Here is a 15,954-nt window from a genome sequence, read left to right as displayed (position 1 = left end):
TCCGCGCCCGCCTGGCCCGCCTCGGCGTGCAGCGCTCGAACCCGTACAACCCGGTCCTGGAGCCCCTGCTGCGGATAGTGCGCAGCAACGATCCCAAGATCGAGACGTCCACGCTCCGCCAGATCGAGCGCGCCTACCAGGTCGCCGAGCGCTGGCACCGCGGCCAGAAGCGCAAGAGCGGCGACCCGTACATCACGCACCCGCTCGCCGTCACGACCATCCTCGCCGAGCTCGGCATGGACCCGGCGACGCTCATGGCGGGTCTGCTGCACGACACCGTCGAGGACACCGAGTACGGCCTGGACACCCTCAAGCGCGACTTCGGCGACCAGGTCGCCCTGCTCGTCGACGGCGTGACCAAGCTGGACAAGGTCAAGTTCGGCGAGGCCGCGCAGGCCGAGACCGTCCGCAAGATGGTCGTCGCCATGGCCAAGGACCCGCGCGTCCTGGTGATCAAGCTCGCCGACCGCCTGCACAACATGCGCACGATGCGGTACCTCAAGCGCGAGAAGCAGGAGAAGAAGGCGCGCGAGACCCTGGAGATCTACGCGCCGCTCGCCCACCGCCTGGGCATGAACACCATCAAGTGGGAGCTGGAGGACCTCGCGTTCGCGATCCTCTACCCCAAGATGTACGACGAGATCGTGCGGCTCGTGGCCGAGCGCGCGCCCAAGCGCGACGAGTACCTGGCCATAGTGACCGACGAGGTGCAGTCCGACCTGCGCGCGGCCCGTATCAAGGCCACCGTCACCGGCCGCCCGAAGCACTACTACAGCGTCTACCAGAAGATGATCGTCCGAGGCCGTGACTTCGCGGAGATCTACGACCTGGTGGGCATCCGCGTCCTCGTCGACACGGTCCGCGACTGCTACGCGGCACTGGGCACCGTCCACGCCCGCTGGAACCCGGTTCCGGGGCGGTTCAAGGACTACATCGCGATGCCCAAGTTCAACATGTACCAGTCGCTGCACACGACGGTGATCGGCCCCAACGGCAAGCCCGTCGAGCTGCAGATCCGCACGTTCGACATGCACCGCCGCGCCGAGTACGGCATCGCCGCGCACTGGAAGTACAAGCAGGAGGCCGTCGCCGGCGCCTCCAAGGTGCGCTCCGACCAGCCGCGGACCACCGGCAAGGACGACCACCTCAACGACATGGCGTGGCTGCGCCAGCTGCTCGACTGGCAGAAGGAGACCGAGGACCCGGGCGAGTTCCTGGAGTCCCTCCGCTTCGACCTGTCGCGCAACGAGGTCTTCGTGTTCACCCCGAAGGGCGACGTCATAGCGCTCCCGGCGGGGGCGACACCGGTGGACTTCTCGTACGCCGTGCACACGGAGGTCGGCCACCGGACCATAGGAGCACGCGTCAACGGACGCCTCGTGCCCCTGGAATCGACCCTGGACAACGGCGACCTGGTGGAGGTCTTCACCTCCAAGGCCGACGGCGCGGGCCCGTCCCGCGACTGGCTCGGCTTCGTCAAGTCGCCACGCGCCCGCAACAAGATCCGCGCCTGGTTCTCCAAGGAGCGCCGCGACGAGGCGATCGAGCAGGGCAAGGACGCCATCGCGCGCGCGATGCGCAAGCAGAACCTGCCGATCCAGCGGATCCTCACCGGGGACTCGCTCGTCACGCTCGCGCACGAGATGCGCTACCCCGACATCTCGTCCCTGTACGCCGCCATCGGCGAGGGCCACGTCACGGCGCAGTCCGTCGTGCAGAAGCTCGTCCAGGCGATGGGCGGCGAGGAAGCGGCCAACGAGGACATCGCCGAGAGCGCACCGCCGTCGCGCGGCCGCTCCAAGCGCCGGTCGAACGCGGACCCGGGCGTGGTGGTCAAGGGCGTCGACGACGTCTGGGTGAAGCTGGCGCGCTGCTGCACGCCGGTGCCCGGCGACCCCATCATCGGCTTCGTGACGCGCGGCAGCGGGGTGTCCGTGCACCGCAGCGACTGCGTCAACGTCGACTCGCTGTCCCGCGAGCCCGAGCGGATCCTGGAGGTCGAGTGGGCGCCCACCCAGTCGTCCGTCTTCCTGGTCGCCATCCAGGTCGAGGCGCTGGACCGCTCCCGGCTGCTGTCCGACGTGACCCGTGTCCTGTCGGACCAGCACGTGAACATCCTGTCCGCGGCCGTCCAGACGTCGCGCGACCGGGTGGCCACGTCCCGCTTCACGTTCGAGATGGGCGACCCGAAGCATCTCGGCCATGTGCTCAAGGCCGTCAGGGGTGTTGAGGGTGTGTACGACGTGTATCGCGTGACGTCGGCGCGCAGGCCGTGAACTAGCCTGTCCCGAGGGACGGTTCACGGGGAGTCGACATGGCGCGGGGCGAACGGGTCGGCGGGCGCTACCGGTTGGTGGCGCTCCTCGGCCGCGGTGGCATGGGTGAGGTCCACGAGGCCGAGGACCTGGAGCTCGGGCGTCGCGTCGCGGTCAAACTGCTGAACGCCGTCGGGGGGATGGAACCCGACGGCGAGGCGATGGAGCGGTTCCGGCGCGAGGCCCGCGCCATGGCGCGGATCGAGCACCCCGGCGTCGTCACGCTGTACGACTCCGGGCTGCACAAGGGCACCGCCTACCTGGTGATGCAGGTCCTCGACGGCCGCAACCTCGCCCACCTCGTGGCCGCCACCGGCGCGTTACCCGTCTCCGCCGCGTCCTGGATCGCCCAGGGCATGGCCCGGGCCCTCGCCGTCGCGCACCAGTCGGGCGTGCTGCACCGCGACATCAAGCCCTCGAACGTCATCCTCACCCGCGACGGCCGCGTCGTCCTGCACGACTTCGGCCTGGCCCGGCTGGCGGGGGAGCGCGCCATCACGGCCGCCGGTGTGGTGCTCGGCTCCCCGCAGTTCATGGCGCCGGAGGCCATCAAGGGCGGCCTCGCGAAGGCGTCGGCCGATCTGTACGGCCTCGGCGCCTGCCTGTACTTCATGCTCACGGGTGAGAGCCCGCTCGGCCCCGTGGTGGACGTCGGAGCCGTCGTCGAGCGGGCCCTGGGCCCCGGCGTGCCCCGCCTGTCGGGCCGGGCGGACGGACCGCCCGGCGAACTGGCCGCACTGGTCGACCGGTTGTGCGCGCAGGACCCCGAGGAGCGGCCCCGGGAGGCCGCCGAAGTGGCTGAGGCGCTCGAGGCGTTCACCGCCGGCGGGCAGGAGTACGTGACCGACCGGCTCACCGCTCTCCAGCGCGACCACGCCGTCCGGACCGCGCAGGGCGTACGGCTGACCAAGGGGCCCGAGTACGCCTGGGACGAGGTCGCCGTGCCCGGCCCGCGCGGCGAGGACCCCGCACCGGTCAAGGCGCGCCCCGCGCACGCCCGCGGCGGCGAGACCCCGACGCTCAGCGACCACACCCGGCGCATGGTGCTCGGCAGCATGTCCAGTGAGACCGCCCTGTCCCGGCAGCGTGAGGCCGTCAACCTCGTCCAGCGCGGCGAACTGGAGGCGGCCGCACGGATGTTGGCGGCCGTCGTGCCGGTGTGCGTCGCCCGCCTCGGACCCGACCATCCGACCACATTGACGAGCCAGTACTGGCAAGCTGTCTGTCTGGCCAGGCTGGACGCGGGGCGCGAGGCCCTGGAGCTGCTGGCCCGAGTGAACAGGTACGTCGACCGGCGCAGAGGAGCGGCAAGTGACTGACGTCTTCGTGCAGGTGACCCCGGACGGCCAGGACGCGGACAGCGAGGACGCACTGCGGTCCCTGCGGCGCTGGCTGCACGAGGACGAGACGCTCACCGGAGAGGTCCGCGTCGAGGTCGCCGCCACCGAGCCGCCGGTCGCCGGGCACATGGGGGCGTCCGGCTTCGACATCCTCCAACTCGCCCTCGGCAGCGGCCTGTCCACGGCCGCGCTCGCCGTCTCCGTGCTCCAGTGGCAGCTCGCCCGGCACCGCCCGCCCGCGCTCGTCCTCAGCAGGGGCGCGCTCAAGGTGGAGGTCACCCCGGAAGGAGCCAGGGACGCGGAGACGCTGCGCCGGGTCGTGGAACTGCTCGACCGGCAGCCCGCGCCGACCGGGCCGGGAGGCAGAGCGGCGGACGGGGAGAGCGATGGCAGCGCTGCCTGACCCGAGCCAGTCGCGCGCCGTCCTCATCGGCACCGCCTCGTACCGGCACCTGGACCAGCTGCCCGCGGTCGGCACGAACCTGGTGGACCTCGCCGCCGAACTCGGCGACGCGACCGTCTGGGGCCTCCCGGACCGGCACTGCACCGTCGTCGCGGACCCGCTGAGCGCGCCCGCGATGCTCGACCCCGTGCACCAGGCGGGCAACGAGGCGACCGACACCCTGATCGTCTACTACTCCGGGCACGGCATGCGGGACGCCGAGTCGAGCGACCTGTACCTGGCCCTGGGCGACTCCCGCGACAACCGCGGCTACACCGCCGTCGCCTACCAGCACCTGCGCGCGAGCCTGCGCGCCGCCCGGGCCCGTCGCAAGATCGTCATCCTCGACTGCTGCTTCAGCGGCCGGGCCGCCCGGGCCCTCGGCGGCGACGAGGTGCTCGCCGCGCAGGCCGCCGTCGACGGCGCGTACGTCCTGACCTCGTCGCCGCGCGACCGCGTGGCCCTCGCCCCGGACGGCGAGCGGCACACCGCGTTCACCGGCGAACTGCTCGGCATCCTGCGCGACGGCATCCCCGGCGGACCCGAGCTCATCGACCTGGAGACCCTCTACCGCGCCCTCGACGAGCGGCTGCGCGCCAAGAACCGGCCGCTGCCGCAGCGCTCCCAGGAGAACGGCGTCGGCCGCCTCGCGGTGGCCCGCAACCGCGCCAGGGCCGCCCCCAGCGCCCTCGCGGGACCGGTCCTCGCCGCCGACGTACAGGCCGCCATGGTCGCCACCGGACTCAACCTCGCCCGGCTGCTGCGCACCGAGGGCACCATCAAGGACGCACTGCCCGTGCTGCGCCTCGCCCTGGAGGAGCAGAGCACCGAAGGCCCCGGCGAACTCCTCGCCGTACAGCTGGAGTTGTCCGAACTCCTCGCCGAGACCGGGCAGAACAAGGAAGCCATCGAGGTGCTGGAGTCCGCCTTCCAGCGGCTCCACAAGATGTACGGGCCCGAGGCGGTCCTCGTCTGCCGCCGGCTCGCCGAGCTGCTGCAGGAGTCCGGCAACCACATCGAGGCCTGCGAGGTCCTCAAGCACGCCCTGGACATCGCCGAACGCGACGCGACGCCCGCCGCCTGACCGGACCGGTCACCGACGCACGACGGCCCGGACCGCACGCGCGGTCCGGGCCGTCGTGACGACGGGTGCGGCTCAGCCGCCGAACTCCTCCAGGCCCTTCAGCGCCGAGTCGAGCAGCGCCTGCCGGCCGTCGAGCTCCTTCTGGAGCTTGTCCGCCTTCGCGTTGTTGCCCTGCGTACGGGCCTGCTCGATCTGGCCCCTGAGCTTGTCGACCGCGGCCTGCAGCTGACCGGTCAGACCCGCGGCACGCGCGCGTGCCTCCGGGTTCGTCCGGCGCCACTCGGCCTCCTCGGACTCCTGGATGGCACGCTCCACCGCGTGCATCCGGCCCTCGACCTTCGGGCGGGCGTCGCGCGGGACGTGGCCGATGGCCTCCCACCGCTCGTTGATCGAGCGGAACGCGGCGCGCGCCGACTTGAGGTCGCCGACCGGCAGGAGCTTCTCCGCCTCGGCGGCCAGCTCCTCCTTGAGCTTGAGGTTCTCGCCCTGCTCGGCGTCACGCTCCGCGAAGACCGAACTGCGCGCCGCGAAGAACACGTCCTGGGCACCGCGGAAGCGGTTCCACAGGTCGTCCTCGTGCTCGCGCTGCGCCCGGCCCGCCGCCTTCCAGTCCGTCATCAGCTCGCGGTACCGGGCCGCCGTGGCACCCCAGTCCTGCGAGTTCGACAGCGCCTCGGCCTCGGAGACCAGCTTCTCCTTGGCCTTGCGGGCCTCCTCGCGCTGCGCGTCGAGCGACGCGAAGTGGGCCTTGCGGCGCTTCGAGAACGCCGACCGGGCGTGCGAGAAGCGGTGCCACAGCTCGTCGTCCGACTTGCGGTCGAGACGCGGCAGGCCCTTCCAGGTGTCGACCAGGGCGCGCAGCCGCTCGCCGGCCGCCCGCCACTGCTCGGACTGGGCCAGCTCCTCGGCCTCGGTGACCAGCGCCTCCTTGGCGTGCCGCGCCTCGTCGGACTGCTTGGCCTTCTGGACCTTGCGCTCCTCGCGACGCGACTCGACGGACTCGACCAGCTTGTCGAGCCGCGTGCCGAGGGCGGCCAGGTCACCGATCGCGTGCGCGTCCGTGACCTGCTCCCGCAGGTGCTCGATCGCGGTCGTCGCGTCCTTGGCCGACAGGTCGGTCGTCTGCACCCGGCGCTCGAGGAGCCCGATCTCGACGACCAGACCGTCGTACTTGCGCTTGAAGTAGGCAAGGGCCTCGTCAGGGGATCCTGCCTGCCACGAACCGACCACTCGCTCGCTGCCGTCGGCCGAACGCACGTACACGGTCCCCGTCTCGTCGACGCGGCCCCACGGGTCGCTGCTCACAGCGCCTCCTCCACATGATGCCTGCGGCGGACTCGTGGGTCCCCGGGCATCGTCCACAGTTTCGTCACGGCCAACATAGGCGACCGGCGGGGATGCTGTCCGCATCCCGCGCGACCGAAATTTGGCAGCTGGCAGGTCAGTTCTTGGTCACCGTCGCGGTGGTGACGGTGACGCCCTTCTTCGGTGCGCCGTCGCCCGCGCTCTGGCCGCCCGCGGCGACACCGGACTTCGCGACGTCCTTGACGGCCTTGAGCCCGGCGTCGTCCATCGTGCCGAACGGCGTGTAGGACGGCGGCAGCTTGCTGTCCTTGTAGACCAGGAAGAACTGGCTGCCACCGGTGTGCGGCTGCCCGGTGTTCGCCATCGCCACCGTGCCCGCAGGGTACGTGACCGCGCCGTCCTTGCCGGCCTTGCCGAGCCCCTTCAGGTTCTCGTCCGGGATCGTGTAGCCGGGGCCGCCCGCGCCGGTGCCCTCCGGGTCGCCGCACTGGAGGACGAAGATGCCCTCGGTGGTGAGCCGGTGGCACTTCGTCTTGTCGAAGAAGCCCTTGTCGGCGAGGTACTTGAACGAGTTGACGGTGTGCGGCGTCTTGGCCGCGTCCATGGCGATGCCCACGTCACCGCGGTTCGTCTTGAGCGTGAAGGTGTACTTCGCCTTCTTGTCCACGGCCATCTTCGGCTCGGACTTCTCGGTCGACGAAGGACTCGGGCTCGCCTCCGAGCCGGCCGTGTCCTTCTTGTCGTCGCTCTTGAAAGCGCCTGCGGCGTACGCGGCGCCTGAACCGAGGACGGCCACCGCGAGTACGGAGGCGATCACGATGTTGCGGGTACGCGCCTTGCGTCGGGCGGACTCGCGCCGCTGCTGCTGGCGCAGGAACTTCTCCCGGGCGAGCTGACGCTGCCGCTGATCCTTGCTGACCACCGGGTGTTCTCCTCGTACGTCTCGTGACCTTGTCGGGGCCTCCTGATTGTGCCCCGTACCGTATATGGGTTCGCTGTGGAATCGGCAGCGCCGGTAGGCTCTGATCTGCCGCATTCCGTTGTGACGACGACATACGAAGGACGATCGTGCTGATTGCCGGGTTCCCCGCCGGGGCCTGGGGCACCAACTGTTACCTGGTTGCCCCCGCCGCGGGTGAGGAGTGCGTGATCATCGACCCGGGCCACCAGGCCGCCCAGGGAGTCGAGGACGCACTGAAGAAGCACCGGCTCAAGCCGGTCGCGGTCATCCTCACGCACGGGCACATCGACCACGTCGCCTCGGTCGTCCCGGTGTGCGGGGCGCACGACGTGCCGGCGTGGATCCACCCCTCCGACCGGTACATGATGAGCGACCCGGAGAAGGCGCTCGGCCGCTCCATCGGCATGCCGCTGATGGGCGAGCTCACCGTGGGGGAGCCCGACGACGTGCGGGAGCTGTCCGACGGCGCACGGCTCAAGCTGGCCGGACTCGACTTCTCCGTCGCCCATGCGCCCGGCCATACCAAGGGGTCGGTGGCCTTCCAGATGCCCGAGACCGCGGAGGTCCCCTCCGTGTTCTTCGCGGGCGATCTGCTCTTCGCCGGCTCCATCGGACGCACCGACCTTCCCGGTGGCTCCATGGACGACATGCTCGAATCGCTGGCCCGCGTGTGCCTGCCGCTCGACGACTCGACCGTGGTGCTCTCCGGACACGGCTCCCAGACGACCATCGGCCAGGAGCGCGCCACCAACCCGTACCTGCGGCAGGTGGCCGCCGGCCAGGGACCCTCGACCGAGGCTCCCCGACGAGGAATGTGACGAGAAACCTCCCGTGAGTACCTTCCAGGCCCCCAAGGGCACCTACGACCTGCTGCCGCCGGACTCCGCGAAGTACCTCGCGGTGCGCGACGCGATCTCCACGCCGCTGCGCAACTCCGGCTACGGCTACATCGAGACGCCCGGCTTCGAGAACGTCGAGCTGTTCGCCCGCGGCGTGGGCGAGTCCACCGACATCGTCACCAAGGAGATGTACGCCTTCGAGACCAAGGGCGGTGACAGGCTGGCGCTGCGCCCCGAGGGCACCGCGTCCGTGCTGCGCGCCGCTCTGGAGGCCAATCTCCACAAGGCCGGCAACCTCCCGGTCAAGCTCTGGTACTCGGGCTCGTACTACCGCTACGAGCGCCCGCAGAAGGGCCGCTACCGCCACTTCTCCCAGGTCGGCGCCGAGGCGATCGGTGCCGAGGACCCGGCCCTGGACGCCGAGCTGATCATCCTGGCCGACCAGGCGTACCGCTCGCTGGGCCTGCGGAACTTCCGCATCCTGCTGAACTCGCTGGGCGACAAGGAGTGCCGTCCTGTCTACCGGGCCGCCCTCCAGGACTTCCTGCGCGGTCTCGACCTCGACGAGGAGACGCTGCGCCGCGCGGACATCAACCCGCTGCGCGTCCTCGACGACAAGCGTCCCGACGTCCAGAAGCAGCTCGTCGGCGCGCCCTCGCTGCGCGACTACCTGTGCGACGCGTGCAAGGCGTACCACGAGCAGGTGCGTGAGCTGCTCGTCGCCGAGGGCGTCGCCTTCGAGGACGACGAGAAGCTCGTCCGCGGCCTCGACTACTACACGCGCACGACGTTCGAGTTCGTCCACGACGGTCTCGGCTCGCAGTCCGCGGTGGGCGGCGGCGGCCGCTACGACGGCCTGTCCGAGATGATCGGCGGCCCCTCGCTGCCGTCCGTCGGCTGGGCGCTCGGCGTCGACCGCACGGTCCTCGCCCTGGAGGCGGAGGGCGTGGAGCTCCAACTCCCGTCCACCACCAGTGTGTTCGCGGTGCCTCTCGGCGACGAGGCGCGGCGCGTGCTGTTCTCCAAGGTGACCGAGCTGCGCCGGGCCGGGATCTCCGCGGACTTCTCGTTCGGCGGCAAGGGCCTCAAGGGCGCGATGAAGAACGCCAACCGCAGCGGGGCGCGCTTCACGCTCGTCGCGGGCGAGCGGGATCTCGCCGAGGGCGTCGTGCAGCTCAAGGACATGGAGTCCGGCGAGCAGGAAGCGGTCGCGGTGGACGAGGTCGTCGCCACCCTGAAGGCCAAGCTGTCCTAGGCCACGGGACCCGGTGAGGGGCCGCATCGGCCGGCCCCTCACCGGGTCCGCGCACATCGAGCGTTCCGGGGCCCGCGCCCGTACATCCTTATGTGCATCGAACGGTGGACGGGCGCCCGGGTACGGCAGAATGGCTGTGCCCGCAGGCCACACCATTCACTCACTCACAGACGGATCGGCGTGATGAGCAGGACGACCACAGCAAGCGACAGCGTCTCCCACACGGCCGACGACGGGGACGCCCCGCGCTCCGTAGGAGGCAGCCGCGCCTTCGCGCTGCTCCTGGTGATCACCGGAGCGGCCGGGGTGCTCGCCTCCTGGGTCATCACGCTCGACAAGTTCAAGCTGCTCGAGGACCCGAACTTCACGCCGGGCTGCTCCATCAACCCGGTCATCTCCTGCGGCAGCATCATGAAGAGCGACCAGGCCGCGGTCTTCGGCTTCCCGAACCCGATGCTCGGTCTCGTCACGTACGGCATCGTGATCTGCGTCGGCATGAGCCTGCTGACGGGGGCCCGCTTCCCGCGCTGGTACTGGCTGACGTTCAACGCGGGCACGCTGTTCGGCGTCGGATTCGTCACCTGGCTGCAGTTCCAGTCCCTGTACCGGATCAACGCGCTGTGCCTGTGGTGCTGCCTGGCCTGGGTCGCCACGATCCTGATGTTCTGGTACGTCACGTCGTCCAACGTCCGCAGCGGATTCCTGCCGGCGCCGCGCTGGCTCAAGACGTTCTTCGAGGACTTCACCTGGGCGCTGCCGGTCGTGCACGTCGGCATCATCGCCGTGCTGATCTTCACGCGCTGGGGCTCCCAGCTCTGGGCCTGACCGGCGGGCGCGGCGTTGTCACTGCCGTGACTTAGGGTTTTGACCGTGGAACCCGACCTCTTCACCGCCGCAGCCGAAGACCGCCAGGAGAAGGACCCGTCAGCGAGCCCCCTGGCCGTCCGGATGCGCCCCCGCACCCTCGACGAAGTCGTCGGCCAGCAGCACCTGCTGAAGCCGGGTTCGCCGCTGCGCCGCCTGGTCGGGGAGGGTGACGGGGGGCCGGCGGGCGCCTCGTCCGTGATCCTGTGGGGACCGCCGGGCATCGGCAAGACGACCCTCGCGTACGTCGTCTCCAAGGCGACGAACAAGCGGTTCGTGGAGCTGTCCGCGATCACCGCGGGCGTCAAGGAGGTCCGGGCCGTCATCGAGGGCGCCCGGCGCGCGCTCGGCGGCCACGGCAAGGACACCGTCCTCTTCCTCGACGAGATCCACCGCTTCAGCAAGGCCCAGCAGGACTCCCTGCTGCCCGCCGTGGAGAACCGCTGGGTGACGCTGATCGCGGCGACCACGGAGAACCCGTACTTCTCGGTGATCTCCCCGCTCCTGTCCCGCTCCCTGCTCCTCACCCTGGAGCCGCTGACGGACGACGACCTGCGCGGACTGCTCCAGCGGGCCCTGACCGAGGAGCGCGGGCTCGGCGGTGCGGTGACGCTCGCCGAGGACGCGGAGGAGCACCTGCTGCGCGTGGCCGGTGGTGACGCGCGGCGCGCGCTCACCGCCCTGGAGGCCGCGGCCGGTGCCGCCCTGGCCAAGGGCGAGAAGGCCATCACCCTCGAAAGCGTCGAGGAGACGGTCAACCGCGCGGCGGTGAAGTACGACCGGGACGGCGACCAGCACTACGACGTCGCCAGCGCCCTCATCAAGTCCATCCGCGGCTCGGACGTGGACGCGGCGCTGCACTATCTGGCCCGCATGATCGAGGCGGGCGAGGACCCGCGCTTCATCGCCCGGCGCCTGATGATCTCGGCCAGCGAGGACATCGGCCTCGCCGACCCCACGGCCCTGCCCACGGCGGTCGCCGCCGCCCAGGCCGTCGCCATGATCGGCTTCCCCGAGGCGGCCCTCACCCTGAGCCACGCCACGATCGCCCTGGCCCTGGCCCCGAAGTCGAATGCGGCGACGACGGCGATCGGCGCCGCCATGGAGGACGTCCGCAAGGGCCTGGCCGGCCCGGTGCCGCCACATCTGCGCGACGGGCACTACAAGGGCGCGGCCAAGCTCGGCCACGCGCAGGGGTACGTGTACCCGCACGACGTGCCGGGCGGGATCGCCGCGCAGCAGTACGCGCCCGACGCCATCGCCGGCCGCGCGTACTACCAGCCCACGCGGTACGGGGCGGAGGCCCGGTACGCGGACGTGGTGGAGCGGGTCCGGGAGAGGCTGCGCGGCGAATCGGGCGGCTGAGCGGGAGCCCTCCGGGCGTGCGGGGCCCGGTGCGGATGGTGGCCGGCCGGCCGCGCGGTTCCCCGCGCCCCTTCCGGGCGATCCGCTTAAGGTCGGGCGTATGCGCAGGTCACTTCGGTGCGGGGCCGTAGGGGCGCTGCTCGTCGTGGGTGCCGCCGCTGCCTGTACGCCGCCGCAGCTCGACCGGGCCGAGCACCGGACGAGCCCCACGGCCACCCCCCGGACCCTGGCGAGCAAGGGCTTCCCGCCCGACGCCGCCCGGGCCCGCACCCAGCTCGCCGGGCTCACCGTCGCCTGGGGCAAGAACTGGGAGACGTACGAACGGAGCGAGTTCGGGGACGGCTGGAGCGACGACGTCGACGCCCCGGGCGGGCGCAACGGCTGCGACACCCGTGACGACGTCCTGCGCCGCGACCTGACAGACCTGCGCGAGGGCGACCGGAACCCGTGCGTCGTCCTCTCCGGCACCCTGCACGACCCGTACACCGGCAAGGACCTGCCGTACTCCTACCGCCGCGCCTCCCAGATCCAGACCGACCACGTCGTCGCGCTCGGCGCGGCCTGGCGGGCCGGGGCCTGGGCCTGGACCCCGAAGGAGCGGCTCACGTACGCCAACGACCTGGACGTGCTCCTCGCCACCGACAAGACGACGAACTACGAGAAGAGCAGCAAGACCCCCGACAAGTGGAAACCGCCGAACCACGGATACTGGTGCGCGTACGGGCGCCGCTGGACCGGGATCAAGCACAAGTACCGGCTCACGGTCACCGCCCCCGAGAAGCTGGCCCTGCAGGACCTGCTGGCGACCTGCCCCGCCGAGATCCGGTAGACTCCTTCGAAGTGCTGTGTCCCGTGCCCGGTGTTCCGAAAGGAAGACCGAGCGTCACCAGAGCGGAACATTCAGCCGGATCCCCCGAACCGCAAGGCACAGGGGGTCCAGGAGCGTCGCGCACCTTCGAAGGTGTCGCGGGCAGCCCACCACCCCGGGTACGGCGGTCGGTGGGCCACTCGCGTGCTGCACGTATGTGCCCAGATCTGGGAGCGGCTGCCTGCCCGTCCGTACGGACGACGTGGGTTTCCCGGACTGCGGATGCGACCTCCCAAACCCTGGTGAAGCCGTATTCGCATCAGAAACATGAGGTGTTTGGTTCATGGCGAACCAGTCCCGCCCCAAGGTCAAGAAGTCGCGTGCCCTCGGCATCGCGCTGACCCCGAAGGCCGTCAAGTACTTCGAGGCCCGCCCCTACCCGCCGGGCGAGCACGGCCGCGGCCGCAAGCAGAACTCGGACTACAAGGTCCGTCTGCTCGAGAAGCAGCGTCTGCGCGCGCAGTACGACATCAGCGAGAAGCAGATGGCCCGTGCCTACGACCGCGCCAAGAAGGCCGAAGGCAAGACCGGCGAGGCCCTGGTCATCGAGCTGGAGCGTCGTCTCGACGCGCTGCTGCTGCGTTCGGGCATCGCCCGCACGATCTACCAGTCGCGCCAGATGGTCGTCCACGGCCACATCGAGGTCAACGGCCAGAAGGTCGACAAGCCCTCGTTCCGCGTCCGTCCCGACGACGTCGTGATGGTCCGCGAGCGCAGCCGCGAGAAGCCGCTGTTCCAGGTCGCGCGTGAGGGTGGCTTCGCCCCCGAGGGCGAGACCCCGCGTTACCTCCAGGTGAACCTGAAGGCCCTGGCCTTCCGCCTGGACCGGGACCCGAACCGCAAGGAGATCCCCGTGATCTGCGACGAGCAGCTCGTCGTCGAGTACTACGCCCGCTGACCGACCAGCGGACGTAGTCTCACCTGCGTTTCAGCCCGTCGTCTCCCCGCCCTTGCGGGTGGGGGAGGCGGCGGGTTCTCGCATGTCACGGCCCGGATCCGCGGGCCGGGCCGGGCGCGGCACCAGCGGTGTCGTGCGCTTGCGGGAACTCCCACCGAGCGCCCGGGCCACCGCCTCGTCGTGCCCCAACCGCTCGCCCGCCCGCGCCAGTTCACCGAAGCGGACGTCGCCCAGCTCCGACCTGGCCCGTGACTCGCACAGCTCGTGCGGCCCGTTGTAGTGGCTGGAGCCGAACAGCGGCAGACCGACCGACGGCCAGATCCGGGTCGCCGCGCCCTGCAGCACCGCCGCCTCCGGCGCGTCCCCCTCCACCGCCGTGACCAGGGCCAGCAGCTCCACCGCGAGCACCGTGCCGAGCAGGTCGTGGAACTCGTGACCGATGGCCAGGCACTCCTCCAGAAGCGCCCGCGCCCGCACCAGACCGCCCTGGTACCACTCCGCGTAGGCCAGCACATAGAGCGCGTACGCCCGCGTCCAGCGCTCCCCGTGGTCCTCGCACACCTGCCGGACGTCCTCGCACAGCGCCACGGCCTCCGTCAGATCGCCCTGGAACGCCACCGCCATCGCCAGCTCGACCTGCCCCATCAGGACGTTGCTGTTCAGCTCGCCGATCTCCCGGTAGCTCGACAGCGCCGCACGCAGCAGCTGCTCCGCCCGCACCAGGTCGTCCGTGACCAGGGCCAGACACCCTGTGCGGTGCACCGCGTACGCGCGGGCCGTCGCACTGCCCGTGCGCTCCGCCTCGTCGTGGCACTCGTGGAGCGCCGCCAGGGCGGGCACCGTGTCGCCCTGGAGGATCGCCACGTAACCGAGCACCCACAGCGCCTTCAGCCGGGACTCGCCGTACTCCGTGTGATCGGTGTGGCCGGTGTGTTCGGTGTGTTCGCTGGAGCCGGCGTGCTCACCCGGGTGCGCCGGGTCGCTGTCCAGCTCGACCGCCCGCTCCAGCCAGTGCCGTCCCTCGGTGAGCCGGCCGCAGCCCGCCCAGTAGAACCACAGCGTGCCCGCCAGGTACTGGCCCAGATGCGTCTCGCCCGGCTCGGTGAGGCAGAACTCCAGGGCCGCCCGCAGGTTCGGCAGCTCCGCCTCGATCCGCGCCGCCACCTCGGACTGCCGCGGCGAGAACCAGTCCAGCTCGCACCAGGTCGCCAGGCCCATGTACCAGTCGCGGTGCCTGCGCCGTATCCGCGCGCCGTCCCCGATGCCGTCCAGCCACTCGGCGCCGTACGCCCGGACCGTGTCCAGCATCCGGTAGCGCACACCGGTCGCCGACTCCTCGCGGGTCACCACCGACTGGGCCAGCAGCTCGTGCAGCACGTCCAGGACCGCGTCCGCGTGCACCCCGTCGCCGCTGCAGATGTACTCGGCCGCCTCCAGGTCGAACGGACCGGAGAACACCGAGAGCCGCGCCCACAGCAGCCGCTCCTGCGCCGTGCACAGCTCGTGGCTCCAGCCGATCGCCGTCCGCAGGGTCTGGTGCCGCGGCAGGGCGTCCCGGCCGCCGCCCGTCAGCAGCCGGAACCGGTCGTCGAGGCGCTCCGTCAGCTGCGCGGGCGACAGGGCCCGCAGCCGCCCCGCCGCCAGCTCCACCGCCAGCGGCAGACAGTCCAGGCGCCGGCAGATCTCCAGCACGTCGACCAGGTGGCCGTGCAGGCTGAACCCGGGCAGCAGCGCCGACGCCCGGTCCGCGAAGAGCTCCGCCGCGTCCGCCGCCGCCAGCGGCGAGAGCGGGAAGAGCCGCTCGCCGTCCAGCGCCAGCGGCCGGCGCCCCACCGCGATCACCCGCAGACCCGGCGCCGCGCGCAGCAGGTCACGGACCAGCGTGGCGCAGGCGTCGACGAGGTGCTCGAACCCGTCGACCACGAGCACGAGTTGGCGCTCCGCGAGATGGTCGACCAGGACCTGGCGGGGCGGCCGGGCCGTGTGGTCCGTCAGGCCCAGCGACTCGGCCAGCGCGTACTCGACGAGCTCCGCCCGGCGGACCGCGGCGAGCTCCACCCGCCACACCCCGTCCCGGCGCACCGCCTCGGGGGCGCGGGCCGCGGCATGCGCGGCGAACCGGGACTTGCCGACGCCCCCGACGCCGGTCACCGTGACCAGGCGCGCGGTCACCAGATCCCGGTGCAGCGCCGCCAGTTCGGCGGCCCGGCCGACGAAGCGGTTCAGTTCGTGCGGGAGGTTCCCGGGGCGTGGGGGAGCGGTCGGAAGGTTGTCGGGGCGCGGAGAGCGTCGCATGGGATACGGAGCGTACTCATCCGTACGCAGTCCGTACAATCGCTCCGGTCGAACCGCGCCCGCGCACGGTCGGAATGCGGTAAGAAGCGCGGGGCCGGGCGCGATAGGCTCGGGGGACGACTT

General features: G+C 71.3%; 13 protein-coding genes. 10 read left to right on the top strand and 3 right to left on the bottom strand.

Going from position 1 to position 15,954, the window contains the following annotated elements; translation table 11 throughout:
- The 4 genes from M4J07_RS06815 to M4J07_RS06800 form a co-directional block, all read left to right on the top strand.
- Positions 1-2,276, top strand: a 2,276-nt coding sequence (locus tag M4J07_RS06815) for a RelA/SpoT family protein (protein ID WP_255968405.1), incomplete at its 5' end; no start/stop codon positions are given.
- Positions 2,277-2,314: 38 nt separating this feature from the next.
- Positions 2,315-3,634 carry a serine/threonine-protein kinase gene (locus M4J07_RS06810; protein WP_255968403.1) on the top strand — a complete coding sequence of 440 codons (1,320 nt, stop codon included), beginning with the start codon at positions 2,315-2,317 and terminating at the stop codon, positions 3,632-3,634.
- Positions 3,627-4,058: an effector-associated constant component EACC1 gene (locus M4J07_RS06805; RefSeq protein ID WP_255968401.1), complete on the top strand. Its 432-nt coding sequence runs from the start codon at positions 3,627-3,629 to the stop codon at positions 4,056-4,058. The genes M4J07_RS06810 and M4J07_RS06805 overlap by 8 nt, the downstream gene beginning before the upstream one ends.
- Complete coding sequence (locus M4J07_RS06800) at positions 4,042-5,181, top strand: caspase family protein (protein WP_255968398.1); 1,140 nt, start codon at positions 4,042-4,044, stop codon at positions 5,179-5,181. Before M4J07_RS06805 ends, M4J07_RS06800 begins: the two co-directional genes overlap by 17 nt.
- A 72-nt stretch (positions 5,182-5,253) precedes the next feature.
- On the opposite strand, the gene M4J07_RS06795 is transcribed toward M4J07_RS06800, so the two are convergent.
- Together M4J07_RS06795 and M4J07_RS06790 are read right to left on the bottom strand one after the other, a co-directional pair.
- On the bottom strand, positions 5,254-6,486 hold the full coding sequence (locus tag M4J07_RS06795) for a DUF349 domain-containing protein (RefSeq protein WP_255968396.1): 1,233 nt from the start codon (positions 6,484-6,486) through the stop codon (positions 5,254-5,256).
- Between the two features lie 136 nt (positions 6,487-6,622).
- On the bottom strand, positions 6,623-7,408 hold the full coding sequence (locus M4J07_RS06790) for a peptidylprolyl isomerase (RefSeq protein ID WP_255968394.1): 786 nt from the start codon (positions 7,406-7,408) through the stop codon (positions 6,623-6,625).
- 146 nt (positions 7,409-7,554) lie between these two features.
- Between M4J07_RS06790 and M4J07_RS06785 the strand changes: the two genes are divergently transcribed.
- The 6 genes from M4J07_RS06785 (at position 7,555) to rpsD (ending at position 13,536) form a co-directional block, all read left to right on the top strand.
- Positions 7,555-8,265 carry an MBL fold metallo-hydrolase gene (locus tag M4J07_RS06785; protein WP_255968391.1) on the top strand — a complete coding sequence of 237 codons (711 nt, stop codon included), beginning with the start codon at positions 7,555-7,557 and terminating at the stop codon, positions 8,263-8,265.
- Between the two features lie 13 nt (positions 8,266-8,278).
- Complete coding sequence (gene hisS, locus M4J07_RS06780) at positions 8,279-9,541, top strand: histidine--tRNA ligase (RefSeq protein ID WP_255968389.1); 1,263 nt, start codon at positions 8,279-8,281, stop codon at positions 9,539-9,541.
- A 183-nt stretch (positions 9,542-9,724) separates the two neighbouring features.
- Complete coding sequence (locus M4J07_RS06775; RefSeq protein ID WP_255968387.1) at positions 9,725-10,366, top strand: vitamin K epoxide reductase family protein; 642 nt, start codon at positions 9,725-9,727, stop codon at positions 10,364-10,366.
- A gap of 45 nt (positions 10,367-10,411) precedes the next feature.
- Positions 10,412-11,770 (top strand): replication-associated recombination protein A, encoded by a 1,359-nt coding sequence (locus M4J07_RS06770; RefSeq protein ID WP_255968385.1) that lies wholly within the window; start codon positions 10,412-10,414, stop codon positions 11,768-11,770.
- A gap of 100 nt (positions 11,771-11,870) precedes the next feature.
- Entirely contained in the window at positions 11,871-12,599 is a 729-nt protein-coding gene (locus tag M4J07_RS06765; protein ID WP_255968382.1) for an HNH endonuclease family protein, read from the top strand.
- Between the two features lie 322 nt (positions 12,600-12,921).
- Entirely contained in the window at positions 12,922-13,536 is a 615-nt protein-coding gene (gene rpsD, locus M4J07_RS06760; protein ID WP_018534860.1) for a 30S ribosomal protein S4, read from the top strand.
- Between the two features lie 30 nt (positions 13,537-13,566).
- On the opposite strand, the gene M4J07_RS06755 is transcribed toward rpsD, so the two are convergent.
- Positions 13,567-15,831: an ATP-binding protein gene (locus tag M4J07_RS06755; protein WP_255968379.1), complete on the bottom strand. Its 2,265-nt coding sequence runs from the start codon at positions 15,829-15,831 to the stop codon at positions 13,567-13,569.
- Positions 15,832-15,954 lie beyond the last annotated feature (123 nt).

The sequence above is a fragment of the Streptomyces longispororuber genome (genome assembly GCF_024448165.1).
Classification (GTDB): domain Bacteria; phylum Actinomycetota; class Actinomycetes; order Streptomycetales; family Streptomycetaceae; genus Streptomyces; species Streptomyces longispororuber_A.
Note: the sequence above shows the minus strand (reverse complement) of the source record. Positions and strands in the feature narration are given on the sequence as shown.

Bases quoted from the DNA above. Each gene is read 5' to 3' on its own strand.
- rpsD (WP_018534860.1), top strand. From the start codon at position 12,922: ATGGCGAACCAGTCCCGCCCCAAGGTCAAGAAGTCGCGTGCCCTCGGC.
- M4J07_RS06775 (WP_255968387.1), top strand. From the start codon at position 9,725: ATGAGCAGGACGACCACAGCAAGCGACAGCGTCTCCCACACGGCCGAC.
- M4J07_RS06765 (WP_255968382.1), top strand. From the start codon at position 11,871: ATGCGCAGGTCACTTCGGTGCGGGGCCGTAGGGGCGCTGCTCGTCGTG.
- M4J07_RS06810 (WP_255968403.1), top strand. From the start codon at position 2,315: ATGGCGCGGGGCGAACGGGTCGGCGGGCGCTACCGGTTGGTGGCGCTC.
- M4J07_RS06800 (WP_255968398.1), top strand. From the start codon at position 4,042: ATGGCAGCGCTGCCTGACCCGAGCCAGTCGCGCGCCGTCCTCATCGGC.
- M4J07_RS06755 (WP_255968379.1), bottom strand. From the start codon at position 15,831: ATGCGACGCTCTCCGCGCCCCGACAACCTTCCGACCGCTCCCCCACGC.